Genomic DNA, 23,688 nt, shown 5'->3' on the forward strand with positions numbered 1-23,688 from the left:
GACCGTTTTGTCTGATATCTTCGTCAAATCGCGCATCTTAAACGGTCAGCCAAGCCGTGTTGCGCGGGCAAAATCGGACATGGACATGTCTATTTGTCTGGGTTATTAGCCGGCGTACCCAAACATTCGTCTCAACGAAGACACAGTACGCCCAGGGGAGGAAAACCATGCTTAGCAAGACAGTAATCCTGTGTTCCGCCTCGCTGTTCACGATCGCGGCGGCCAACCCGGCCTTCGCGCAGGACAGCGCAACGAACGGTCAGAACAATCAGGCCGTCCAGTCGACCAAGCAGAACAAGCAAGACAATCAGTCGTCGACGCAGGCTCAACAGGCCCCCGCGCCCACTCAGGCGCAACCGACCAACGAAATCGTCGTTACCGGCGTCCGGGCCTCGATCATCAGCGGCCTCGAGAACAAGCGCGATTCTGATCAGGTGATCGAATCGATCGTCGCCGAAGATATCGGCAAGCTGCCTGACAACAATGTTGTCGAGGCGCTGCAGCGCGTGACCGGCGTGCAGGTCACCGACCGCGGTGGCGATGAGGCATCGACCATCCTCATCCGCGGCCTGCCGGACGTTCTCACCACGATGAACGGCCGCAAGGTATTCACCGCGTCGGGCCGGTCGTTCGCACTCGCCGATATTCCAGCGAACCTCGTGAAGCGCGTCGATGTGTACAAGACGCGCTCCGCCGAACAGATTCCGACCGGTATCGCCGGTCAGATCGACGTGTTTACCCACCGTCCGTTCGATTTCTCGGGCTTCGCGCTTTCGGGTCAGGCGCGCGGCATCTACGACGAATCCTCCGACACCTATAATCCCAATCTCAGCGGCCTCATCAGCGATCGCTGGGACACCGGCATCGGCGATATCGGTGTCATGGTGACGGGCAGCTATTCGCGCACCAAGTTCCGCGATCAGAGCATCACGGCAGGCGCGTTGGTGCCCTTCGCAACCGCCGACAACCCTCCTCAGGGCGCTGGTGCTGCAAACACCTGCGTCCCGCCGAACCCCGGCAACTGGACGCCGCTTGAGCGCATCTTCCCCACCGACTGCCGTGCCCCGGGCCAGCAGCTGTGGCAGCCGGGCACTGAGAGCGGTCTTCCCACCGCGCCGGGGTCGACGCTGACGATCAACGGCAAGGACTATCCTTATTACCTGTCACGCGACGCGGTGTTCAGCCCGGACGTCCATGGTGATCGCAAGCGCTATGCAGCCAATGCCGCCCTGCAATGGTCGCCCAACAGCTCCTCGACCTACACGGCGGAATTCTTCTGGAACCGCTACGAACAGCAGACTTTTAACAATCTGATGTTCAGCTTCGTCGACTGGTGGGGCGATCTCGGCCCCGACCCGGCATCGACGATTACGCTGTACGACGGCACCAACATCATGAAGACGCGTCAGGTAGGCAGCGTATTCGGCTTCGACAGCGGCGATCTCACGACCGCGCGCACCGACTCATATGTCTATGCGCTCAACGGCAAATGGGATGTCAGCGACCTCGGCTATATCACCGCCGACCTTTCCTATCAGGACAGCGAATACAATACGACGTTCCAGGCGATGCGCCTCAATCGTGTTGCTTCGCAGATCAATGTCGATTTCAACGAACATGACGGATACCCGGCCTACAACTTCGCTGACAATTCGCTGCTCACCGACCCTGCGCAATGGACGGTCGGCGAGTTCTACGACAACGCCAACCGCTCCAAGGGCTCGGCCTACACGCTCCAACTCAACGGCGTGCGTGAATTCGACGATGGCGGCATCATGAAGAACATCAAGGTGGGTGTACGCGTCGACGACCGAAAGGCCGCAGACTATGCCCGCGCTCAGAGCGCGGCGGCGCTGAATCTGCCGTTCAGCTCGCTCGATCCGGCGATGTATTATACCAACAGCAACTTCTTCCAGGGACGCGCCAACGTCCCGACGAGCTGGCTGGAACCCAACGGCTATTACATCCACGACCACGCCGACGAAATCCGCTCGCTCTATAACTCGACGCTGAACCCCAATCAGCCGTTGAAGCTCAGCGATCAGCTCGCGCTCATCAACAACTTCAATATCGAAGAAGTGACGATGGCCGCCTATCTGCAGGCGGATGCGGAGATTCCGATCTTCGGTCGACCGCTCAACATCCAGTTGGGTGGGCGCTATGTCGATGTCGACACAAATCTGGCCTTCACCAGCCAGGATGGCACCGAATCGAAAAGCGCCTCGGCACAGACGAGCAGCTTCCTGCCCGACGTCACGCTGCGCTACGACATCACTGACAATCTGCGTCTGCGGTTCAACTATGGCGAAACGATCCGTCGGCCGAACTTCCCCGACCTCAACCCCTATTACAATCTGACCGGCGACCTGACCGGCATCGGACGGGGCAGCGGCAGCGCGGGCAATCCGAACCTGCAGCCGACGACGTCGAAGAATTATGATCTCGGCCTCGAATGGTATTTCGGCAAGGGCAGCGCGATCTACACCACGCTGTTCCGGCGCGAGATCCAGGGCCTGGTCGTGCCGATCACCTCGGTCATCGACTTCGCCACACCGCCGCTTGCGGGCGACCCTGCGAACACCACGCGCTTCGCCGTTACGCGGCCGGAAAACGCGTCGAACGGCGTTCTCAAGGGTGCCGAGCTGGGCGTTGTGTACTTCCCCGATTATCTGCCGGGTCTGCTCGACGGGCTGGGTGTGCAGGGAAGCCTGACCTATCTCGATTCGAACCAGAATATCCCCCAGACCGACAGCTCGGGTGCCGTGGTCGGCGAGACGCAGTCGCAGTTCTTCGGGGTGTCCGACCTGTCGTATAACGTCACCATGGCATACGATCATGGCGGCCTGGGTCTGCGTCTGTCCTATGTCTGGCGCGACAACTTCCTCAACAACAACGAGGCACGGCTGTTCGCTAATCCGATCGGCGTGTGGCGCCGTGCGGAATCGAGCCTCGACTTCCAGGCGACCTATGACATCACCGATCGGGTCGGCGTCACCTTCGATGCGGTCAACCTGACCAAACAGACGCAGCAGAGCTATTACAAGTTCGAGGATGCGGGGAACCCGCAGATGTTCAACCTCGGCACCACCATCATCCCGCGTACCTTCGCGATCGGCGTGCGTTACAGCCTGAAGTAACGCGCCCTGCTCCCGGGCGGCTCGCCGATCTGGCGGGTCGCCCGGAGCCCCCCCCCCTTTCGCCATTGCGGCTCGGTGGAGACTGTTCCTCAGCGTCACACGAGCGATGGCCCCGCATCAGGCGATCAAACGCCAGCGCCTTCATCGACAAATGATGAAACATGCCCGAACGCCGCTCGGACTCCCCTTCCCTCTAAAACGTAGCCGCCGCCTATTCGGCCGCCCGGTGCCCAAGCTTCGGCCAGCCGCCGTCGCTCCATTCCACCTTGGCGATGCGCAGCGTCGGCTTACCGTCATTCGCGGCGTCATAGGCGTGATAGACGAGGTAATCCGTCCCGTCGCGGTCATGGAGAAACCCCGAATGGCCGGGTCCGCGAAACCGGTCGCCCTGCCCCGCCGCAAGTAGCAGCGTACCGCCGCCGTCGAGCATCGGCATGCCCTGCCGGTCGCGATAGGGGCCGGTCACCGCCCGCGAACGACCGACCACGATATGATAGGTGCTCTTCACCCCGCGGCAGCAAAAGCCATCGGAGGCGAACAGCCAGTACCAGCCGCCATGGCGCACGATGAACGGCGCCTCGATCGCGCCGTCGCTCGCCTTGTCGGGCCTGCGCGCCAATGCGATCGGCTTCGCGTCCGGGTACAAGGCGAGGCCGGTAGCCGGATCGAGTTCAACGAGCTTGATGCCGTCCCAGAAGCTGCCAAAGGCCAGCCATTGGCGACCATCGGCGGCGATCACCAGATTGGGATCGATGGCGTTGAAATTGTCTGCATCGCTCGACGCGACGACCATGCCATGGTCGTGCCAGCCATAATCGGGGTCATCGGGGTCGAGCGTCTTGCTGGTCGCGAGCCCGATCGCCGAATGGCGCGAACCGAAGGTCGAGACCGCATAATATAGCCGGTACGTGCCGCCGACCTTGGCGATGTCGGGCGCCCAGATTCCGTGCGCACCGGGCACCTGTTTTCCGACCCAATCGGGCAGCGTCGCGAACGGCGGGGCGATGCGGCGCCAATGGACCAGGTCGGGCGAACGCCGCGCCTCGATCACCGCGCCGCGCCGCCCGGTCGAATAGACGTAATAGTTCCCGCCCGCCCGGATCAGAACGGGGTCGTGAACACCAACGATATCGCCGCTGAGCCGCTTATTGAGCGGTTCGGCGGCGCCAGCCATGGTGCGCGGGGACGCAGGCGGAGCGCAGGCCGGCGCAGCCAGCGCCATCGCTACCGCGAGCATCCCCGGACGCATCATTTTATGTCGAGCATCACCACCGACTTCGCCGGCAGCGTTACCGTGAGCGTTCCGTTCGACATCCGCGCGCCGTTGAACGCCGCGGGCTTCACCAGGTCGGGATTGGCGAAGGTGTTATGCGCGTCCATCTTGTCGGCGGTCAGGATACGGCCGGTTACGCTGTTTTCCTTCACACCGTCGAGCTTCACGGTCACCCGCTGCGGATGGTGCGGATCGACATTGGTCAGCCCCATGTGGATCACGCCGTCCTTGCCGCGCACTGCGCTGGAACTGACCGATTTCAGCTCCCACTCGTTCTTCTTGTACGTATTGGCCTGGACATCGACCGGCAGCACCGTGCCGTCCTGATACTGCTTGTACATGTCGAACACCCAATAGGTGGGCGTCTTGACCATCTTGTCGCCTTTGACGAGCAGCATCGCCTGCAGCACATTGACCATCTGCGCGATATTGGCGCCGCGAACGCGGTCGGCGTGTTTGGCGAAGATGTCGAAGTTCAGGCTGGCCACGACCGCATCGCGCAGCGTATTCTGCTGGTACAGAAAGCCCGGGTTGGTGCCCGGCTCGACGTCGTACCAGGTACCCCATTCGTCGACGAGCAGCGCCACGCGCTTGTCGGGATCATATTTGTCCATGATTGCCGAATGCTTGGTCAGCAGCTCGTCCATCTTCTCGGTCTTGACGAGCGTGCGGGCCCACTGGTCCTCGTCGAACCCGGTGGCCGAGCCCTTATGCTCCCAGGTGTTGGGCACGGTGTAATAATGGACGCCGATCGCGTCGAAGGTGCTCGCGGCCTTTTTCATCATCACGTCGGTCCAGTGATAATCGTCGCCATTGGCGCCGCTAGCGACCTTCATCACATGCTGGCCGTGGGGCACGCGGATGAACGTGCTGTACCGCCGCGTCACATCGGCGGCATAGTCGGGAAGCATGTTTCCGCCGCAGCCCCACAGCTCGTTGCCGATGCCGAACATCGCAAGCTTCCACGGCTTGTCGCGGCCGTTCGCGCGGCGTTCCTGCGCGATCGTCGAATTGGTGGGCGAGGTCATATACTCGACCCATTGCTGGAGATCTTCCGGCGGCGCCGATCCGACATTGCCCGAAACATAGGCTTCGGCGCCGACGAGTTCGGAAAAGTTCATGAATTCGTTGGTGCCGAACGAGTTGTCCTCGGTGACGCCGCCCCACATCGTGTTGACCTTTACCGGCCGCTTCGATCGCGGACCCACGCCTTCGCGCCAGTGATATTCGTCGGCAAAACAGCCGCCGGGCCAGCGGATTTCGGGGACGTTGATCGCCTTCAGCGCGTTGACGACATCGGTGCGATAGCCGTGGATGTTCGGGATCTTGCTGTCTTCGCCGACCCACAAGCCGCCATAGATGCCATGCCCCAGATGTTCGGCGAACTGACCGAACAGGCGTTTGTTATAGGTCGGTCCGGGCTGATCCGCGTGGACGGTCACGGTATCGGTCTGCACGTCCGAGCCCGATTGCGCGAAGGCCGGTGTCGCCATCACCATCGCCAATGCAGTGAACATCCTACGCATATTCCATCTCCCTCATCTGGACGGCAGAAACGCTCTGCTTCATCTCTCTATATTGTCGGACAATACTTGTATAATTTGCCGAAGCAACCCTATAGTCGTTAAAAGCGCCGCCGGGCGGGCGATGAAATCAGGGTCCGACGCGGCTGGCAAAGCAAAGGAACCGCGCTATCAAGGGCGGTCGGATGAGAGGAGGGCGATCGATTGGCAAGCAAGGGGCGGCATGAACCTTCACACGTGAAGGTGTCCAAGGAACTGGGGGTCGCCATCGTCACCGGCGAACATCCTCCGGGCACCGTGCTTCAGGGCGAGGTGGAATTTGCCGAACGGCTCGGCGTGTCGCGTAGCGTCGTGCGCGAGGCACTGCGCATGCTCGCCGCCAAGGGTCTGGTCGAAAGCCGGCCGAAGACGGGCACCCGCGTCCGCGAGCGCAGCAATTGGAACCTGCTCGACCCGCAGCTGCTCGGCTGGATGTTCGAAGGCGCCCCGCCGCTCGACTTCGTCCGCAGCCTGTTCGAGCTGCGCATGATCGTCGAGCCGGCCGCCGCCGAACTCGCCGCCACCAAGCGCAGCGCACGCCAGCTTTCGCAAATGGGCCATGCGCTCGAGCAGATGGAAGCGACCGGCCTGAACAGCGAGGAAGGCCAGGCCGCCGATCAGCGTTTCCACACCATCATATTGGAGGCGACAGGCAACGAACTGCTCGTCAGCCTGTCGAGCACGATCTCGGCCGCGGTGCGCTGGACGACCTTCTTCAAATATCGCACCAACCGCCATCCGCGCGACCCGATGGACGAGCACCGCGCGCTGTTCGAGGCGATTGCCGGTTCGGATCGCGCCGAAGCGCGCGCGGCGACCGAGGCGCTGATCCGTCAGGCGTTGATCGACACCGAAGCGTCGCTCAACGCCGGACCTCAGTGACTGTCGCGCGGGATACCCTTGGTCTGGGCAATCCGCTGATATTTTTCTGATCCCTCTAGGATCGCGCCGGTATCGAGCTGACCGACGACGCCGCGCTGGATTTCCTGCCACGGCGTCTGCGATTCGGGATATTGATAGCCGCCCGCTTCCATCAGCGTCTTGCGGCGGCTTTCCAGTTCCGCGTCGTCGATAAGGACATCGACGGTGCCGTTGCGCAGGTCGATACGCACCGTGTCGCCGCTTTTCAGCAGCGCGAGGCCACCATTGGCGGCGGCTTCGGGGCTGGCATTCAGGATCGACGGGCTGCCCGAGGTTCCCGACTGACGACCGTCGCCGATGCACGGCAGGCTGCCCAGCCCCTCGGTAATGAGGTAGGAGGGCGCGCGCATATTGACCACTTCGGCCGAGCCCGGATAGCCGATCGGCCCCGCGCCCCGCATGAACAGCAGCGTCTTGGGCGTGATCCCCAGCGAGGGATCGTCGATGCGCGCGTGATAATCTTCCGGTCCGTCAAAGACCATCGCCGGCCCTTCGAACACGTCGGGCTGGTCGGGGTCGGACAGATAGCGTTCGCGGAACGCCTTGGAGATGACGCTGGTCTTCATGATCGCAGCGGCGAACAGATTGCCCTTCAGCACGATGAAGCCCGCCTGCTCGACAAGCGGCTTGTCGAACGGGCGGATGACATTTTCATCCTCGATCGTCGCATCGCGGCAATTGTCGCCCATCGTGCGACCGTTCGCGGTCATCGCGTCTTCGTGGATCAGGCCATGGCGCATCAGCTGGTTGACCACCGCCGGCACGCCGCCGGCATGATAATAATCCTCGCCGAGATATTCGCCGGCCGGCTGCAGGTTGACGAGCAGCGGAATGTCGTGACCTTCCTTTTCCCAGTCCTCGAGCGGGAGGTCGACGCCGATGTGCCGCGCGATCGCGGTGATATGAATCGGCGCATTGGTCGATCCACCGATCGCCGAATTGACGCGGATCGCGTTGTGGAACGCCTCCTTGGTCAGGATGTCGGACGGCTTCAGGTCTTCATGGACCATGTCCACGATGCGCTTGCCGGTGTGGTAAGCAACCTCCTGCCGGTCGCGATACGGCGCCGGAATCGCCGCCGACCCCGGCAGCGACATGCCCAGCGCCTCGGTCAGGCTGTTCATCGTCGTCGCGGTGCCCATCGTGTTGCAGTAGCCGGTGGACGGCGCCGACGAGGCGACCAGACGGATGAATTCCTCATCGTTGATCTTGCCGGCGGCGAGGAGTTCGCGCGCCTTCCAGACGATCGTACCCGACCCGGTCCGCTCACCCTTGTGCCAGCCGTTGAGCATCGGCCCGACCGACAGCGCGATCGCGGGAATGTTGACCGTGGCCGCCGCCATCAGCGCGGCCGGAGTGGTCTTGTCGCAGCCGGTGGTAAGGACGACGCCGTCGAGCGGATAGCCATAGAGCACTTCGACCAGGCCCAGATAGGCGAGGTTGCGGTCGAGACCGGCGGTAGGCCGCTTGCCCGTTTCCTGAATGGGATGGACGGGAAATTCGATGCACACGCCGCCCGCCTCGCGCACGCCCTCGCGAACCCGTTCGGCCAGCACCAGATGGTGCCGGTTGCACGGGCTGAGGTCGCTGCCGGTCTGCGCGATGCCGATGATCGGGCGCCCCGAACGCAACTCTTCCAGGCTGAGCCCGAAATTGAGATAGCGCTCGAGGTACAACGCTGTCATGTCGACATTTTCGGGATTGTCGAACCACGCGCGACTGCGGAGTTTGCGCGGGGCGTCGTCGGACTGTGTCATGCTTTCAAAAACTCCGGATCACCGCGTGGTCGACACGCGGAAGATCATGCGATGGTGATAGGGCTTGCCGGGTTCCAGACGGGCGGAACCGAAAGCGGGCTGGTTGGGCGTGTCGGGGAAACGCTGCGGTTCGAGCGCGATGCCGTCGCCCATGCGATAGACATGCTTCGACTTGCCGATGAAGGTGCCGTCGAGGAAGTTTCCGGTATAGACCTGAAGCCCCGGCTCGGTGGTCAGAACTTCGAGAACACGGCCAGAATCGGGATCCTCCAGCCGGGCGGCGAGCTTGGGCTCCTTGGTCGTACCGGCGTCGAGCGCGAAATTATGGTCGTAGCCCCGGCCATAGATGATCTGCTGGTCGTTGCCGTCGCGGATGCCTTCGCCGATCACGCGTCCCTTGGTGAAGTCGAAAACGGTGCCCGCGACCGGGCGCAGCTCGCCGGTCGGGATCAGATTCGCGTTGACCGGGGTGAAGTGGCTCGCGGGAATGGTCAGCTTGTGTCGCAGCACGCCGCGCTCGGCACCCTCGCCCTCCAGATTCACGATCGCGTGATTGGTCATGTTGATGACCGTCGGCGCATCGGTCGTCGCGTCGTAATCGATGGTGAGCTGGCCGTTATCGTCGAGCGTGTAGGTCGCGGTGGCATGAACGGTGCCGGGATAGCCCTCGTCACCCGTCGGGCTGACCAGTTCCATCGTCACCGACGCGAACTTGCCCTGCTTGACCGACACGATCTTCCACGGCAGCCGGTCCCAGCCCTTCGACCCGCCATGCAGCGAGTTGACGCCATTGTCGTTGAGCGGAAGCTGATAGGTCTTGCCGTCGAGCGTGAACTTGCCGCCGGCGATGCGATTGGCATAGCGACCGATCGTCGCGCCCCAGTAATTGGGGTTGTCCTCATATCCTTCGATCGTGTCGTAGCCGAGTTCGATATCGGCGATATTGCCGTCGCGATCCGGAACGTTGAACGCCTGAAGCGTCGCGCCATAGGAAATGATCGTCGCGCTGACACCGTTCTTGCCGGTCAGCGTCACCGCATCGATCTGCGTACCGTCGTCCAGCGTACCGAAGTGCGAACGCTCGGCGGTTGCGGCATGCGCGGTCACGACCGAACCCAGCGCCGCGGCGACAGCGATTCCGGCACAGACAGCATATTGAAACATGACAAATCCTCCCCTTGCGGCATTGCGCGACAATTCCGCGTTGACCACTTCATGCCATCCATATAGTCAGACATATCAAAGTTCCGCAAGACGCTCCTGCCGGAAATCAGCCGAAACGGGGCGCGATATGGAGAGCGATATGCCCGGACCGACCGGTACTGCGACACAATCCCCCGAATCTCGGAAGCGGCCGTCCGCGACCTATGTCCCCGCACTGGTGCTGCTCGCCAGCCTGTTCTTCATGTGGGGCTTCATCACCGTCATCAACAACACGCTGCTGCCGCATCTGAAAAGCGTGTTCGACCTGAATTATACGCAGACGACGCTGATCGAATCGGTCTGGTTCATCGCCTATTTCGTCGCCTCGATCCCCTCGGCAAAGCTGATCGAACGTGTCGGATATCAGAAATCGCTGGTCATCGGCCTGCTCACGATGGCGGCGGGCGCGCTGGGAATGGTGCTTGCGGCGAGCATTCCCTCCTATGGCGTGACGCTTGTCATGCTCTTCATCATCGCCAGCGGTATTACGCTGCTGCAGGTGGCTGCCAACCCGTATGTCGCGGTGATCGGCCCGCCCGAAACCGCCTCGTCGCGCCTCAACTTGGTGCAGGCGATGAACTCGATGGGCACCTGGCTCGCCCCGATGTTCGGCGCCTATCTGATTCTCGGCCGGTCGAAGAGCGGCACCGCCGCCGCCGGTACGGTGCTGACCCAGGCCGAACGGCTCGCAGACGCGCACACCGTCATCCTGCCCTATATCATCGTCGCGGCGGTGCTCGTCGTGCTTGCGCTCATCATCGCGCGTTTCCCGCTTCCCGCCATGGGTTCGGCGACAAGCCGCGTGGCGAAGGAAGAACGCAAGAAGCATTCGCTGTGGAAGCACCGCAATCTGGTATTCGGCGTTCCCGCGATCTTCATTTACCTGATCGCCGAAATCGGCGTCGCCAACCTGTTCGTCAGCTTCGTCAGCCGCCCCGATATCGGCAATATGACGAGCGAGAGCGCGGGCTGGTATCTGACGCTGTTGTGGGGCGGCATGATGGTTGGCCGTTTCCTCGGATCGGCGATCATGCAGAAGATTCCGGCTGAAACCGTCCTCGCGGCATTTTCGGTCGGCGCCTTCGTCGTGATGCTGATCACGACCTTCACCACCGGACATGTCGCGATGTGGGCGCTGATCCTTGTCGGCTTCTTCCACTCGATCATGTTCCCAACGATCTTCACGCTCGGCATTCGCGGCCTCGGGCCGCTGACTGAAGAAGGATCGGGACTGCTCATCATGGCGATCGCGGGCGGTGCGCTTGTCGTCGTTCAGGGCTGGCTCGCCGACACCTACGGGCTTCAGACCTCGTTCCTGCTGACCGCCGCGTGCGAGCTCTATGTCCTGTTCTATGCGGTGTGGGGCTCGAAGGTGACCGAGCCGCTCTCGATGCCCGAGGAGGATGAGGCGCAGGCACCGGCCGGGATGCCCGAATAATGGTTTCGCGCCGCGAACTTCTCGCCGGCGCGAGTGCGCTTGTGCTTGCCGGGCCGGCCTTCGCGCTGGCCCGGCCGGCTTCCGGGGAAGAAGTCTCGCCGGTTCCCATCGGCAAGGTCGCGCTCAAGCCTTCGCCCTTCGCCGATGCGTTCGCGGCCAACCGGCGCTATCTGCTTTCGCTCGATCCCGAGCGCTTCCTGCACAATTTCTACCTCTCGGCCGGCCTCCCCGCGCCAAAGCCGGTCTATGGCGGATGGGAATCGCAGGGCATTGCCGGGCATTCGCTCGGCCATTGGCTGTCGGCCTGTTCGCTGGTCGTCGCCAATACCGGCGACAAGGAAGTTGCCGCCAAGCTCGACCATGCGCTGTCCGAAATGGCGCGCATCCAGGCCGCGCATGGCGACGGCTATCTCGGCGGCACCACGGTCGAGCGCGACGGCAAGACCGTCGACGGCAAGATCGTTTTCGAGGAAATCCGCCGGGGCAAGATCTGGTCGAGCGGGTTCGACCTCAATGGCGGCTGGGTCCCACTCTATGTCTGGCACAAGATCCATGCCGGGCTGCTCGATGCGCACAATCTGGCGGGCAATCCCCGCGCCAAGCCGATCCTGCTCGGCGTAGCGGGCTATCTCGCCGGCGTGCTCGAACCGCTCGACGATGCGCAGATGCAGAAGGTGCTCGCTGCCGAACATGGCGGGCTGAACGAATCCTATGCCAACACCTATGCCCTGACCGGCAATCCGCGCTGGCTGCGCATGGCGGAAAAGATCTACCACAAGGCGGTGCTCGATCCGCTCGCGGCGCGCAAGGACCAGCTCGACGGGCTCCACGCCAACACCCAGATCCCCAAGCTCGTCGGGCTCGCACGGCTCTACGAGCTGACCGACAAGCAGCGCTACGGCACCGCGGCGAGCTTCTTCCACGACACCGTCACGCATCATCACAGCTACGTCATCGGCGGCAATTCGGAGCATGAGCATTTCGGCCCGCCCGACAAGCTGTCGAACCGCATTACCGAGGCGACGTGCGAGGCGTGCAACAGCTACAACATGCTGAAGCTGACGCGGCACCTCTATCGCTGGCAGCCGCATGCGCACTGGTTCGATTTCTACGAACGCGTCCAGCTCAACCACATGCTGGCGCACCAGCGCCCCGACAATGGCCGCTTCGTCTATTTCATGCCGCTAGCATCGGGCGCGCGGCGGATCTATTCGGAGCCCGAGGACAGCTTCTGGTGCTGCGTCGGATCGGGCATGGAAAGCCATTCGAAGCACGCCAATTCGATATACTGGAGCGACCCGTCGACGCTCTACGTCAATCTCTACATCCCTTCCGAACTCGACTGGCCCGAACACGATCTTGCGTTGACGCTCGACACGACGATGCCGATCGAGGGCGACGCAACGATCACCGTTCGCCGCGCGCCGGCCAAGCGACACATGATCGCGCTCAGGATGCCGGGTTGGGCGCAGAATCCGACGCTGAAGGTCAATGGAACGCCGGTACAGCCCGAAATGCGCAACGGCTATGCCATGATCGACCGGGTCTGGCGCAGCGGCGACACGATCGCGCTGACGCTGCCGATGACACTGGCGGTCGAACCGACGCCCGACGACCCGAACGTGGTTGCCTTCACGCACGGACCGCTCGTGCTCGCGGCCGATCTCGGTCCGACGTCGCAGCCTTATGAAGGGCTCGGCCCGGCGCTGGTGGCCGAAGGCGCCGTCTCTCCCGCCGCACTCGCACCGACCGCCACGCCGGCACATTTCACGGCAAAAGGCGCGATGGGCGAAGCGATCAGCTTCAAGCCGTTCTTTTCGCAATATGACACGCGAACCGCGGTCTATTTCCCGAGCTTCACGCCCGCCGGCTGGGCTGCGAAGCGCGACGACTATATCCGCGCCCAGGCCGAGGCGCGCGAACTTGCGCGGCGCACCGTCGATATCCTGCTGCTCGGCGAAATGCAGCCCGAGCGCGACCACGCATTCGGTCCCGGCAAGAGCGAGGTGGTCAACTGGAACGGGCGCGCCGCGCGTCGCCTGCCGCCGGGTTCGACCATGACCATGACGATGGATCGCAAGCCCGGCCCGGCGGTGCTGCGCGTCACGATATGGAATGGCGACGCGGGCAAACCCTTCGCCATCTCGGTCGATGGGACGACGCTTGAACAAAGCTGGCCCAAGGCATCGCCGGGCGACCGGTTCGTGACGCTCGATTTCGCGCTTCCGGACACCGGCGAGCAGGGCAAGGCCAAGGCGAAGATCGCGATCACCGCGCTCAAGGATCAGGCGTTGATCTATGAAATGCGCGTCCTGACCGCCCCGACGAGCGGATCGGCTCCGACCGTCTGACGCGGCGCAACGCGCGCTGCGGCGCTATAGTCTGGCGAGCGGCACTTCCTGTCCGGCGACATCGACCGCGAAGGAAAATACCGATCCCGCCAGCGGCTCGCGCTCGAGCGTCTGCGCGTCGAGGCCGATACGCGCCGTCGTTGCATACGCCGTCTTCAGATCGGGGCCGCCGAGCGCGATCTTGGTGACATTCGATGCAGGCAGCGCCACTTCGCTGCGCAACGTACCATCGGGCGCATAACAGCGCGCGCGACCGCCGCCCCACAGCCCGACCCAGACATTGCCCTGCGAATCGACGGTCGGGCCATCGGGATTGCCGTCGGCCGGCGCGATTCGCGCGAATTCGGCCGGCGTACCGGTCGATCCGTCGGGCGCGACCGGCACCGCATGAATGATGCCGCCGGCGGTATCGACATGGTAGAGCTTCTGCCCGTCGGGCGTCAGCGCCGGGCCGTTGGTTATCATCACCGCCGGAATCGCGGTTTGGATGACGGTTGCACCATCCCACCGATAGACATGACCGGTCGCGTCGGTTTCGGCATCGTCCATCGAGCCGAACCAGACGGTGCCGTCGGGCCCGACCGTCGCATCGTTGAGGCGGTTGCCCGGACGGTTAGGCTCGACCTCGACAAGGTGTGAGAAGGTGCCGCTTTCGGGGTCGAACCGCGATAGTCCCGTCTGCATTCCCGCGAGCAGGCAGCCACCCTCTGCCGGAAGCACCCAGCCGATCTGCGCCGGAGCATCCCAGCTTCGCCGGTCGCCTGTCGCGGGATCGAGGCGATGGACCTTGCGCCCCTTGATATCGACGAACCACAGGCACGCATTGCCGGCATCCCAGACCGGGCCTTCGCCAAGCGTCGCACCGACCTGCCAGACAGTGTTTACGGTCATCGTCTCTCCCTCGATCATCTTCGGCGCGTGCGGCGGTTGTCGCCACGCGGCGCGCTGCCTATAGCGGCGGTTACGTCAGACAATATTGGGCGAGGGAATGTCATGTCGGAGGCGAAGCAGCAAGCGCAATTGCGCGCTACGTCCGACGAACATCGCAGCGCGGATTCGGTGCGTCCGGCAGACGTCGTGACCGTCCGGCCACCCGCCGATCGACCGCAAACGCGCTTGACAGCCGAACTTTCGGATTTATTGTCCGACAAATAACCATATCATAGGGAGAGGCGCTTGCCGAAATCGGCGGCCTATATCGCGATCGACTGGGGCACGACCAACCGCCGCATCTTCCGGATGACGGCCGATGGCGACGTGCTCGACACCGTCCGCGACGACCGCGGTATCCTGGCCGTCCGGCGGGATGAGTATGGCCGGGAAATCGATTCGATCCGCAGCCGGCACGGCGCGCTGCCCATAATAGCCGCCGGCATGGTCGGCTCGACCCGCGGCTGGATCGACATTCCCTATATATCCGCCCCCGCCGATGCCGCGGCGCTTGCAGGCGCGCTGGCGGGCGCCCCCGCGGAACGGGTCTCTATCGTCCCCGGCATCGCCTTTCAGGATGCGCACCGCGCCGACGTGATGCGCGGCGAAGAGGTACAGGTGTTCGGCGCGATCGAAAGCGGTCAGGCCCCCGCCGACGCGTTGTTCTGCCAGCCGGGCACGCACAACAAGTGGATCGCGACGCACGGTGCCCGCATCGTCGAATTCGCCACCGTGCTGACGGGCGAGTTGTTCGCACTGCTGAAACAGCACGGCATCCTTGCGGGCATGCTCGACGGCACGGTCGAGGACGGACGCGCCTTTCGCGAAGGCCTCGCGCGCGGGGCCGGCGCAACCGATCTGACCGTTGCGCTGTTCGAAGTGCGTGCCGCGGTGCTGCTTGAAAAACTCGCCGCCGACGATGCCGCGGCCTTTGCCAGCGGGCTGCTGATCGGCGCCGATATCGGTTCACGCGGCGACCTTGCCGGACGCTGTGTTCATCTGCTCGCCACCGGCTCGCTCGCTACGCTATATGCGAGCGCGATCGAATGGCGCGGCGGAACCTCCGTCGCGATCGACAGCCACGCCGCCTTCGCCGCCGGCATTCACAAGATCTGGAAGCTTGCCGATGACTGACAATATCACCCGTTTCGACCAGGCATTCGCGCAGTGCCCGCTCGTCGCCATTCTGCGCGGACTGACACCCGGGGAAGCGCCCCGGATCGGCGACGCGCTGGTCGAGGCGGGTTTTACGCTGATCGAGGTGCCGCTCAATTCTCCCTCGCCCTATGACAGCATCGCGCTGCTCGCGGAGCGGTTGCAGGACCGCGCGATGGTCGGCGCCGGCACGGTGCTGGATACCGATCAGGTCGCGCGCGTGGCCGATGCCGGCGGCAGTTTGATCGTATCGCCGAACACCGACGCCACCGTCATTCGCGACACCGCGAAGCGCGGGATGATTTCGCTGCCCGGCTATTTCACCGCGAGCGAGGCGTTCGCGGCACTTGCCGCCGGGGCGCACGGGCTGAAACTGTTTCCCGCCGACGGTGCCGGCCCCGCCACGCTGAAGGCGCACCGTGCTGTGCTGCCCGGCGATACGCGCGTGCTCGCCGTGGGCGGGATCGCGCCGGACAATATGGCGCCGTGGAAAGCTGCGGGCGCCGATGGCTTCGGCATCGGCTCCAGCCTCTACCGCGCCGGAAAATCGGCGAGCGACGTCGCCCGCGATGCCGCCGCCTTCGTCAATGCCTATCGGGAGATCCACCAATGAGCCAGCGGCTGATCCAGCACCGCGCCGATGACGGGCGCCGCCGCGTCATATTCGCCGACGGCGACGACGCCGTCTTCCTGAACGATGTCGAAACCACGCTAGACCTCGCCCGCATCGCGATCGACGCGGGCCAGTCGCTCGCCGAAGCCGCGCAAGCGCGCAAATCGTCCGAAACCGTCGATCCGGCTGCCGAGCTTGCCGCGGGCCGCCTGCTGCCGGCGATCGACCATCCCGACACCGCGCGGATATTGCTTGCCGGTACTGGGCTGACGCATCTCGGTTCGGCCGAAGGACGCGACGCGATGCACAAGGCGGCGGCCGAGGCCGAGCATCAGACCGATTCGATGCGCATGTTCCTCGAAGGGGTCGAAGGCGGGAAGCCCGCCCCTGGCGAGGTCGGGCAACAGCCCGAATGGTTCTACAAGGGCGACGGCCAGGCGCTGGTCGGCCCCGGGGCGCCGCTGACCGCACCCGCCTTTGCCGGTGACGGCGGCGAGGAACCCGAACTCGCGGGCATCTACCTGATCGGCAAGGATGGCACGCCGTGGCGGTTGGGCGTCGCGCTGGCCAATGAATTCAGCGACCATGTGACCGAACGGCACAATTATCTGTGGCTCGCCCATTCCAAGCTGCGCCAGGCGGCGCTCGGCCCCGAACTGCTGCTCGGTACGCCGCCGTCGGACATTCGCGGCACCAGCCGCATCCGTCGCGACGGCGAGATATTGTGGGAAAAACCGTTTCTGACCGGAGAGGACAATATGTCGCACACGCTTGCCAATCTGGAAGCGCATCACTTCAAATACCCCAATTTCCGGCGCCCCGGCGATGTGCACGTTCATTTCTTCGGCACCGCCACGCTGTCGTGCGCCGATAGCGTCGAAACGCGCGCTGGCGATCGGTTCGAGATCGAAGCGGCGCCGTTCACGCTGCCGCTGACCAACCCGCTCGCCTTTGCGGCAGCCGATACGGTGGAGGTGCGCGCACTATGACCGCTCCGATTCGCCTCGCAGTCGTCGGCATGGGCAAGATCGCCCATGACCAGCACCTTCCCGCCATCGCCGCGGGCAAGAGTTTCGAGCTTGTCGCGACCGTCAGCCGCCACGGCGAGGCGGTCGACGGCAAGCCCTTCTTCAACAATATCGACGAACTCGCCGCGAGCGATGTCGAGGTCGATGCGGTTGCGCTCTGCACGCCGCCGCAGGTCCGCCGCACCATCGCCGAGACCGCGATCGAAAACGGCTGGCACACCTTCCTCGAAAAGCCGCCCGGCGCGACGCTGGCCGAGGTCGTGGCGCTGCGCGACCTTGCCGATGAAAAGGGCGTCAGCCTGTTCGCAAGCTGGCACTCGCGCTATGCCGAAGCGGTCGAACCGGCACGCGACTGGCTTGCCAACCGCGACATTCGCAAGGTCACCATCATCTGGCGCGAGGATGTCCGCGTGTGGCACCCCGGCCAGCACTGGATCTGGGAGCCGGGCGGGTTCGGCGTGTTCGACCCCGGCATCAACGCGCTGTCGATCGCAACGCGCATTCTGCCCGACCCCTTCTTCGTCGAAACGGCCGATCTCGACGTGCCGTCGAATTGTGCCGCGCCGATCGCCGCGCGGATCGACTTTCGCGGTGCGAAGGGAACGCCGATCTCGATGGACCTCGATTTCCGGCAGGAAGGTCCGCAGAGCTGGGACATCATCGTCGAAACCGATGCCGGAACGCTCAAGCTCGCCAAGGGCGGCAGTGTGCTGACCATCGACGGCAACGAGCAGCGCCAACCGGCAGAGGCGCTGCACGGCGAATATCCGGGGCTTTATCGTCGTTTCGCTGCGATCATCCGCGCAGGCGTATCGGATGTCGACCTCAGCCCCTTGCGCCTCGTCGCCGACGCGTTCCTGCGCGGCAAGCACAACAGCGTAGAGGAATTCATCGAGTAGGCGCGGCTCCGCCCTGCTGGAGGGCGGACCAGCGTTCACAACACAATGATATTGATCGAGGAGAGACCGACATGGCTGAACGTATCGATCCCCTGCGCCGGACGATGTTGTCCGCCGGCGCCGCACTGCCGCTATTGTCCACGCTGCCGCGCGCCGCTCGCGCGCATGAACATGACGAGCGGATCGTCAATCCGCTGATCCGTCAGCGCGCGGACCCGCAAATCTACCGCCATGACGACATCTTCTACTTCACCGGGTCGGTCCCCGAGTACGACCGCATCGTGCTGCGCAGCTCGAAAACGGTCGCGGGGCTCGCAGATGCGCAGGAAAAGGTTCTTTGGCACCGTCCCGAAAGCGGCCGGATGGCGGGCTATATCTGGGCGCCGGAGGTGCATTTCTTCGATGGTCGCTGGCACGTATATTTCGCCGCCGGCAATGGCGACGAGCCATTCCACATCCGCACCTATGTGCTGCAGGCCGACGGTCCCGATCCGATGCGCGCCAACTGGTCGCTGCTCGGCCAGCTCGAAACGCCGTGGGATACGTTCACGCTCGATTGCACCAGCTTCGAACACAAGGGCCAGCGCTATGTCTGCTGGGCGCAGCAGGAGCCGGGGATAGAGACCAACAGCAACCTCTACCTGGCCCCGCTCGCCACGCCGACGACGCTTGCGGCGAAACCGACGCGCCTGTCGATGCCCAACCTTCCCTGGGAACGGCGCGGGTTCAAGGTCAATGAAGGCCCCTATTTCCTCGCCCGCAACGGCAAGGTCTTCATCACCTATTCGGCCAGCGCGACCGATGCACGCTACTGCGTCGGCATGCTGAGCGCGCCCGACGATGTCGATCTGATGGACGCGGGAAAATGGGTGAAGTCGCCGATGCCGGTCTTCGCGACGTCCGAAGCGCACCATGTCTACGGCCCCGGACACAACAGCTTCGTGGTCGATGAAAAGGGCCGCGATCTGATCGTCTATCACGGTCGCGACTACAAGGAGATCAAGGGCGATCCGCTGTTCGACCCCAATCGGCACGCGCGCGTGCAGCTGATCCATTACCGCGAGGACGGAACGCCCTATTTCGGTGAACCGGTCGCCAACGGGCCGATGCCGCTCGACTGATCCCAACCGCGCCGCGCGGCTCCGCCATCAGCCGCGCGGCGCGAAATAACGCGCCAGCCGCTTCGCCTCGACCGGGCTGATCGCGATCACCGCGCCGTGCTTGGGTGACGAAAAGTTCGTCGCCTTCATCGGCGAACCCGGCTCGTTGAAATGGCCGATCGGCCTGAACGTCTTGAAATCGGTCGTCTCGGCAAAGCCCATATTGTTGGGCGAAGCGCCGTACACGTCGTACATCAGCAAATAGGTATCGGTTCCGTGGCGGCGCCACAGATTGGGCGCCTCCGCCGCCTTCGGTTCGGGATCGACCTTGGCGGGATCGAACGAATAGCCGCTGTTGATGTCGTGCGAGACCCCCTGCGAGATACGCAGTGGGTCGGCGTGCGCGACATAGAACAGATGATATTCGTCGCCGACCCTGGTGATGTCGCCGTCGATCGTGGTCACCTTCGGATCGGGATAGCGGAACAGCCGTTTGGGCGACGTCACCAGCTTCGTGAAGTCCTTGTTGGCGTAGGAATAGACGAGGAAGTTCGGCCCATTCCCGTGCCGCGTCGTGAAATAGACCATCATCCTGCCGGAATCGGGGTCGTAGATCGTCTCGGGCGCCCAGGCGCTGCCGGCATCGGCATAGGCGGGAAAAGTCGCCGGAATGTCGACCTCCGCATGCGTCCAGTGCAGCAGGTCATAGGATTTCATCAGCACGAGCTTGCGGTTGTTGCCCCAGCCATATTTCTCGCCGGGCCGCTGCCACTCGGTATCGCGCGTCCCGTCGCGCTTGCCGAAGATATTGAGGTCGGTCATCGCCAGATAGAACGCCCCATCGGGCCCGCGCGCGATATGCGGGTCGCGCACGCCCTTCTGCTCGGCGATGCCGCGTCCCGACAGCACCGGCTGACCGTCATTCACGTCGCTGAAGCTGTACCCGTCGCGCGATGTCGCGAAATAAAGCGAGTGCGTCTCGTCCTTGAAATAGACGAGCAGATAGTCCGATCGCCGTGCCTTTGGCGGAACGCTGAGCTGCGGCTGTGCGGCAAGCGACGGCACGATCGCAAGCTGTTGCGGCGCCGCAGCCTCGGCGAGCGGCTGTTGCGGCATCGCACAAGCGGTCGGCAACATGCTCGCCGCCAAAATGGCGCCGATGATCGAGCCCCGCCTCACCGTCATGTCGTTCCCGCTCCCACATTCCAACCTTGCCCGACCATGCCGCAGCATAGCGACCGCAGCAACCCGGCGGCCGGATTTGGTCAGACTATTCCGCTGGCGGATGCGAGACCCCTTGTGCGCCTGTCGTGCGCGCAAAACGTCGATGGACCGGCAAAGTCGAGAGCCGATTCTCGTTGATTGATATCATCAAGTCCGACCTTATCCGGCCCTCACGGGCAATCACGTGCCGCGAGTCTTCTGCAAATTGCCGACGAGGCGGCGCACCATGCCGCGCGGCGAGACGCGTACCGATGCCGCCATCAGCCGGTTGCGCATTCCCGATATCCGCACCGCATCGTTCGCGGCGAGCGCGTTCAGTCCGTCGCGCACCACCTGTTCGGGTTCGGCGGCGAAGCGCTTGAACAGTTCCGAATCGCCCATATCGGCGACCTCGGCGAATTCGGTGCGCACCGGGCCGGGGCACAGCGCCGACACCCGAACACCGTGCGCCTTCACCTCTTCGTGCAGCCCTTCGGAAAAGCTGAGGACGAACGCCTTGGACGCGTAATAGACGCTCATCCACGGACCGGGCTGAAAGGCGGCGGTCGACGCTACGTTCAGGATCGCGCCCGCTCGCATCTGGACCATCCCCGGCAACACCGCATGGCAAAGCTCCATCAGCGCGCGGCAGTTGAGATCGACCATGCGCGCCAGCATCTCGCGGTCCTGATCGGCGAATGCGCCATTGGCGCCGAACCCGGCATTGTTGACCAGCATGTTGACCGCCAATCCGCGTTCGCCGACAGCGGCCATCAACGCTTCCGGCGCGCCGGGGGAAGCGAGATCGGCGGGAAGCACCGTCACCGTGCGCCCATGGCGCTCGCGCAGCTCCGCGGCCAGCGTCTCGAGCCGGTCGGCACGGCGCGCGGTGACGATCAGGTCATACCCTTCGCCAGCCAGCGCGCGGGCGAAATGCGTCCCCAGCCCCGCCGATGCGCCTGTGACGAGCGCGGTTCCCCTGGCAGACATTGGCGCACCTCTCTATTGGCCGATCCCGATCTCGACCCTAGGCCGGTCAGACGATCTCGAACAGCCCCGCCGCGCCCATGCCACCGGCGGTGCACATCGACACGACCGCCCAGCGCACGCCGCGCTTGCGCGCCGCGATCAGCGCATGACCGACCAGCCTGCTGCCGGTCATGCCGAACGGATGGCCAACGGCGATCGCGCCGCCATCGACGTTCAGCTTTTCGGGATCGATGCCCAGCGTGTCCCGGCAATAGAGGCACTGGCTGGCAAACGCCTCATTGATTTCCCACAGGCCGATATCGCCGACCGAAAGGCCTGCGCGGTCAAGCAGCTTCGGCACCGCGAAAACCGGGCCGATTCCCATCTCGTCGGGATCGCATCCGGCCGCCTGAAACCCACGATAGATGCCGAGGATTTCCTTGCCCTCGGCCTCTGCGGTCTTGCGGTCCATGACGATCTGCGCCGCCGCGCCGTCCGATAGCTGGCTGGCATTGCCCGCGGTCACATTATGACCTTCCTTGACGAACTGGCCGTCCTTCCAGACCGTCTTCAGTCCCGACAGCACCTCCGCCGTCGTACCGGGCCGGATACCTTCGTCCTGCGTCACGGTGACGGTTTCGGTGCCGGTGCGGTTGCCTTGTTTGTCATAGATCGCCTTTTCGACCGTGATCGGCGCGATCTCTTCGGCAAAGGCGCCGTTTTCCACCCCGGCCGCCGCGCGCTGCTGGCTCATCGCGCCGAACTCATCCTGGCGCTCGCGCGAGATGCCGTAGCGTTCGGCGACGATCTCGGCAGTTTCGATCATCGGGATATAAGCCGCCGGTTCCTTTTCCAGCACCGATTTGTTCGGATAGCGCGGCGCATCCTTCGTCACGGTAAAGCTGATCGACTCCATCCCGCCGGCAAGCGCCACATCGACCTCGTCGCACATGATCGACCGCGCCGCGAGCGCCACCGCCGTCAGCCCCGACCCGCATTTACGGTCGAGCGTGAACGCCGGAACCGATTTCGGCAGCCCGCCGGCGAAGATCGCCATCCGACCGGCATTGCCGCCCGTCGTCCCCCACTGGTTTCCGACGCCCCAGAACACATCGTCGATCCGCGCAGGATCGATCCCCGCGCGCTCGACCGCGGCGTTCATGACGTGGCCGGCGAGCACCGGCGCCTCGGTATCGTTGAAATAGCCGCGATAGGCCTTGCCGATACCGGTACGGGCGGTCGAAACGATGGCGGCTTCGCGCATGACTGATCCTCTCCGGAGCGTTTTTGAATATCGGGTATGGTTGATGGACCGTGCGGCGCGCTTTGGCAAGGGCGACCGCGGTCAGTCGGCGAAATCGGGGCGGCGCTTTTCCATATTGGCGCGCACCGCCTCGACCTGGTTGGGCGACCGCAACAGCTTCGCCTGCTCCTCGCTTTCGGCGCACAGGATCGCGGCTGCATCGAGGTCCGCCGCGCCATTGGCAAGCCGCTTGGCCGCGCGGATCGCATGCGGGTTGCGCGCCGCAATATCCTTCGCCAGCGCCAGCGCCGATGCGTGCGGATCATCGACGACATGCGTGGCAAACCCCATCGAAAGCGCCTCGACACTGTCGAACTCGCGCGCGGTATAGGTCAGCTCGCGCAGGATATCGTCGCGCACCAACCCGCGCCACAACGCGAACCCGGCCATGTCGGGCACGATCCCCCATTTCATTTCCATCACCGACAGCCGCGTCTCCGGCGCAGCGAAGCGGATATCGGCGCCCGACATGATCTGCAGCCCGCCGCCGAACGCGATGCCGTGAACCGCCGCGATCACCGGCACCGGGAGCGTCCGCCATCCCCAGGCGACCTGCTGCGCACGGTTCGCCTCACCATGCGAGCGTTCGAGCAGATTGGTGCCCGAACCGCCCGAAGCCATGCTCGCCATGTCGAGCCCCGCACAGAAGGCGCGCCCTTCGCCCGACAGCACGACTGCGCGGAGGTCCGCCTGGTTCGACAGCGCATCGATCGCGCCGGCAATCGCGTCGAACATCGCCGGGTCAAGCGCATTGAGCTTGTCGGGCCGCGCCAGCCGAACATCGGCCACGCCACCGTCGATCGCAATTGTCACCCGCTGCTCGACCATCGCCCGTTCCTTCTCGCT

The 23,688-nt window shown here is 64.0% G+C and carries 18 protein-coding genes; 9 read left to right on the forward strand and 9 right to left on the reverse strand.

Annotated features, from left to right (window positions below; translation table 11 throughout):
- Positions 1-167 precede the first annotated feature (167 nt).
- The gene (locus tag J7S20_RS09925) at positions 168-3,137 is read left to right on the forward strand and encodes a TonB-dependent receptor (protein WP_284054081.1); all 2,970 of its coding nucleotides are present in this window, start codon (positions 168-170) and stop codon (positions 3,135-3,137) included.
- Positions 3,138-3,348: 211 nt separating this feature from the next.
- Here the strand turns inward: J7S20_RS09925 and J7S20_RS09930 are convergent, their stop codons facing one another.
- Positions 3,349-4,389 carry an arabinan endo-1,5-alpha-L-arabinosidase gene (locus J7S20_RS09930; RefSeq protein ID WP_430980932.1) on the reverse strand — a complete coding sequence of 347 codons (1,041 nt, stop codon included), beginning with the start codon at positions 4,387-4,389 and terminating at the stop codon, positions 3,349-3,351.
- Positions 4,386-5,936 carry an alpha-N-arabinofuranosidase gene (locus J7S20_RS09935; RefSeq protein WP_430980933.1) on the reverse strand — a complete coding sequence of 517 codons (1,551 nt, stop codon included), beginning with the start codon at positions 5,934-5,936 and terminating at the stop codon, positions 4,386-4,388. Before J7S20_RS09935 ends, J7S20_RS09930 begins: the two co-directional genes overlap by 4 nt.
- A 234-nt stretch (positions 5,937-6,170) precedes the next feature.
- Between J7S20_RS09935 and J7S20_RS09940 the strand changes: the two genes are divergently transcribed.
- Positions 6,171-6,854, forward strand: coding sequence for a FadR/GntR family transcriptional regulator (locus tag J7S20_RS09940; RefSeq protein ID WP_284054082.1), 684 nt, complete (start codon positions 6,171-6,173; stop codon positions 6,852-6,854).
- On the opposite strand, the gene J7S20_RS09945 is transcribed toward J7S20_RS09940, so the two are convergent.
- Together J7S20_RS09945 and J7S20_RS09950 are read right to left on the reverse strand one after the other, a co-directional pair.
- Entirely contained in the window at positions 6,848-8,650 is a 1,803-nt protein-coding gene (locus tag J7S20_RS09945; RefSeq protein ID WP_284054083.1) for an IlvD/Edd family dehydratase, read from the reverse strand. The two genes, J7S20_RS09940 and J7S20_RS09945, sit on opposite strands and share 7 nt — an antisense overlap.
- Positions 8,651-8,668: 18 nt before the next feature.
- Positions 8,669-9,814 carry an aldose epimerase family protein gene (locus J7S20_RS09950; RefSeq protein ID WP_284054084.1) on the reverse strand — a complete coding sequence of 382 codons (1,146 nt, stop codon included), beginning with the start codon at positions 9,812-9,814 and terminating at the stop codon, positions 8,669-8,671.
- A gap of 139 nt (positions 9,815-9,953) precedes the next feature.
- Between J7S20_RS09950 and J7S20_RS09955 the strand changes: the two genes are divergently transcribed.
- Positions 9,954-11,291: a sugar MFS transporter gene (locus tag J7S20_RS09955; protein WP_284054085.1), complete on the forward strand. Its 1,338-nt coding sequence runs from the start codon at positions 9,954-9,956 to the stop codon at positions 11,289-11,291.
- A complete protein-coding gene (locus J7S20_RS09960; protein WP_284054086.1) occupies positions 11,291-13,642 on the forward strand; it encodes a glycoside hydrolase family 127 protein in 2,352 nt (783 codons plus the stop codon). The genes J7S20_RS09955 and J7S20_RS09960 overlap by 1 nt, the downstream gene beginning before the upstream one ends.
- 24 nt (positions 13,643-13,666) lie before the next feature.
- Here J7S20_RS09960 and J7S20_RS09965 read toward each other — a convergent pair whose 3' ends face one another.
- The gene (locus J7S20_RS09965) at positions 13,667-14,533 is read right to left on the reverse strand and encodes an SMP-30/gluconolactonase/LRE family protein (RefSeq protein ID WP_284054087.1); all 867 of its coding nucleotides are present in this window, start codon (positions 14,531-14,533) and stop codon (positions 13,667-13,669) included.
- 285 nt (positions 14,534-14,818) lie between these two features.
- Between J7S20_RS09965 and J7S20_RS09970 the strand changes: the two genes are divergently transcribed.
- The 5 genes from J7S20_RS09970 (at position 14,819) to J7S20_RS09990 (ending at position 19,388) form a co-directional block, all read left to right on the forward strand.
- Positions 14,819-15,706: a 2-dehydro-3-deoxygalactonokinase gene (locus J7S20_RS09970; protein ID WP_284054088.1), complete on the forward strand. Its 888-nt coding sequence runs from the start codon at positions 14,819-14,821 to the stop codon at positions 15,704-15,706.
- On the forward strand, positions 15,699-16,340 hold the full coding sequence (locus J7S20_RS09975; protein ID WP_284054089.1) for a 2-dehydro-3-deoxy-6-phosphogalactonate aldolase: 642 nt from the start codon (positions 15,699-15,701) through the stop codon (positions 16,338-16,340). The genes J7S20_RS09970 and J7S20_RS09975 overlap by 8 nt, the downstream gene beginning before the upstream one ends.
- Entirely contained in the window at positions 16,337-17,329 is a 993-nt protein-coding gene (araD1, locus tag J7S20_RS09980) for an AraD1 family protein (protein WP_284054090.1), read from the forward strand. Before J7S20_RS09975 ends, araD1 begins: the two co-directional genes overlap by 4 nt.
- A complete protein-coding gene (locus tag J7S20_RS09985; protein ID WP_284054091.1) occupies positions 17,326-18,267 on the forward strand; it encodes a Gfo/Idh/MocA family protein in 942 nt (313 codons plus the stop codon). Before araD1 ends, J7S20_RS09985 begins: the two co-directional genes overlap by 4 nt.
- Before the next feature lie 71 nt (positions 18,268-18,338).
- Positions 18,339-19,388: a glycoside hydrolase family 43 protein gene (locus tag J7S20_RS09990; RefSeq protein ID WP_347709230.1), complete on the forward strand. Its 1,050-nt coding sequence runs from the start codon at positions 18,339-18,341 to the stop codon at positions 19,386-19,388.
- Between the two features lie 27 nt (positions 19,389-19,415).
- Here J7S20_RS09990 and J7S20_RS09995 read toward each other — a convergent pair whose 3' ends face one another.
- The 4 genes from J7S20_RS09995 to J7S20_RS10010 form a co-directional block, all read right to left on the reverse strand.
- A complete protein-coding gene (locus tag J7S20_RS09995; protein ID WP_284054092.1) occupies positions 19,416-20,552 on the reverse strand; it encodes a glycoside hydrolase family 43 protein in 1,137 nt (378 codons plus the stop codon).
- A gap of 219 nt (positions 20,553-20,771) precedes the next feature.
- Entirely contained in the window at positions 20,772-21,560 is a 789-nt protein-coding gene (locus J7S20_RS10000) for an SDR family NAD(P)-dependent oxidoreductase (protein ID WP_284054093.1), read from the reverse strand.
- Between the two features lie 46 nt (positions 21,561-21,606).
- Positions 21,607-22,803: an acetyl-CoA C-acyltransferase gene (locus J7S20_RS10005; protein WP_284054094.1), complete on the reverse strand. Its 1,197-nt coding sequence runs from the start codon at positions 22,801-22,803 to the stop codon at positions 21,607-21,609.
- Positions 22,804-22,884: 81 nt separating this feature from the next.
- On the reverse strand, positions 22,885-23,670 hold the full coding sequence (locus tag J7S20_RS10010) for a crotonase/enoyl-CoA hydratase family protein (RefSeq protein ID WP_284054095.1): 786 nt from the start codon (positions 23,668-23,670) through the stop codon (positions 22,885-22,887).
- Positions 23,671-23,688 lie beyond the last annotated feature (18 nt).

It is taken from the genome of Stakelama marina, from assembly GCF_018122655.1.
GTDB lineage: Bacteria > Pseudomonadota > Alphaproteobacteria > Sphingomonadales > Sphingomonadaceae > Sphingomonas > Sphingomonas marina.

Bases quoted from the DNA above. Each gene is read 5' to 3' on its own strand.
- J7S20_RS09925 (WP_284054081.1), top strand. From the start codon at position 168: ATGCTTAGCAAGACAGTAATCCTGTGTTCCGCCTCGCTGTTCACGATC.
- J7S20_RS09930 (WP_430980932.1), bottom strand. From the start codon at position 4,389: ATGATGCGTCCGGGGATGCTCGCGGTAGCGATGGCGCTGGCTGCGCCG.
- J7S20_RS09935 (WP_430980933.1), bottom strand. From the start codon at position 5,936: ATGCGTAGGATGTTCACTGCATTGGCGATGGTGATGGCGACACCGGCC.
- J7S20_RS09945 (WP_284054083.1), bottom strand. From the start codon at position 8,650: ATGACACAGTCCGACGACGCCCCGCGCAAACTCCGCAGTCGCGCGTGG.
- J7S20_RS09950 (WP_284054084.1), bottom strand. From the start codon at position 9,814: ATGTTTCAATATGCTGTCTGTGCCGGAATCGCTGTCGCCGCGGCGCTG.
- J7S20_RS09955 (WP_284054085.1), top strand. From the start codon at position 9,954: ATGCCCGGACCGACCGGTACTGCGACACAATCCCCCGAATCTCGGAAG.
- J7S20_RS09960 (WP_284054086.1), top strand. From the start codon at position 11,291: ATGGTTTCGCGCCGCGAACTTCTCGCCGGCGCGAGTGCGCTTGTGCTT.
- J7S20_RS09965 (WP_284054087.1), bottom strand. From the start codon at position 14,533: ATGACCGTAAACACTGTCTGGCAGGTCGGTGCGACGCTTGGCGAAGGC.
- J7S20_RS09975 (WP_284054089.1), top strand. From the start codon at position 15,699: ATGACTGACAATATCACCCGTTTCGACCAGGCATTCGCGCAGTGCCCG.
- araD1 (WP_284054090.1), top strand. From the start codon at position 16,337: ATGAGCCAGCGGCTGATCCAGCACCGCGCCGATGACGGGCGCCGCCGC.
- J7S20_RS09985 (WP_284054091.1), top strand. From the start codon at position 17,326: ATGACCGCTCCGATTCGCCTCGCAGTCGTCGGCATGGGCAAGATCGCC.
- J7S20_RS09990 (WP_347709230.1), top strand. From the start codon at position 18,339: ATGGCTGAACGTATCGATCCCCTGCGCCGGACGATGTTGTCCGCCGGC.
- J7S20_RS09995 (WP_284054092.1), bottom strand. From the start codon at position 20,552: ATGACGGTGAGGCGGGGCTCGATCATCGGCGCCATTTTGGCGGCGAGC.
- J7S20_RS10000 (WP_284054093.1), bottom strand. From the start codon at position 21,560: ATGTCTGCCAGGGGAACCGCGCTCGTCACAGGCGCATCGGCGGGGCTG.
- J7S20_RS10005 (WP_284054094.1), bottom strand. From the start codon at position 22,803: ATGCGCGAAGCCGCCATCGTTTCGACCGCCCGTACCGGTATCGGCAAG.
- J7S20_RS10010 (WP_284054095.1), bottom strand. From the start codon at position 23,670: ATGGTCGAGCAGCGGGTGACAATTGCGATCGACGGTGGCGTGGCCGAT.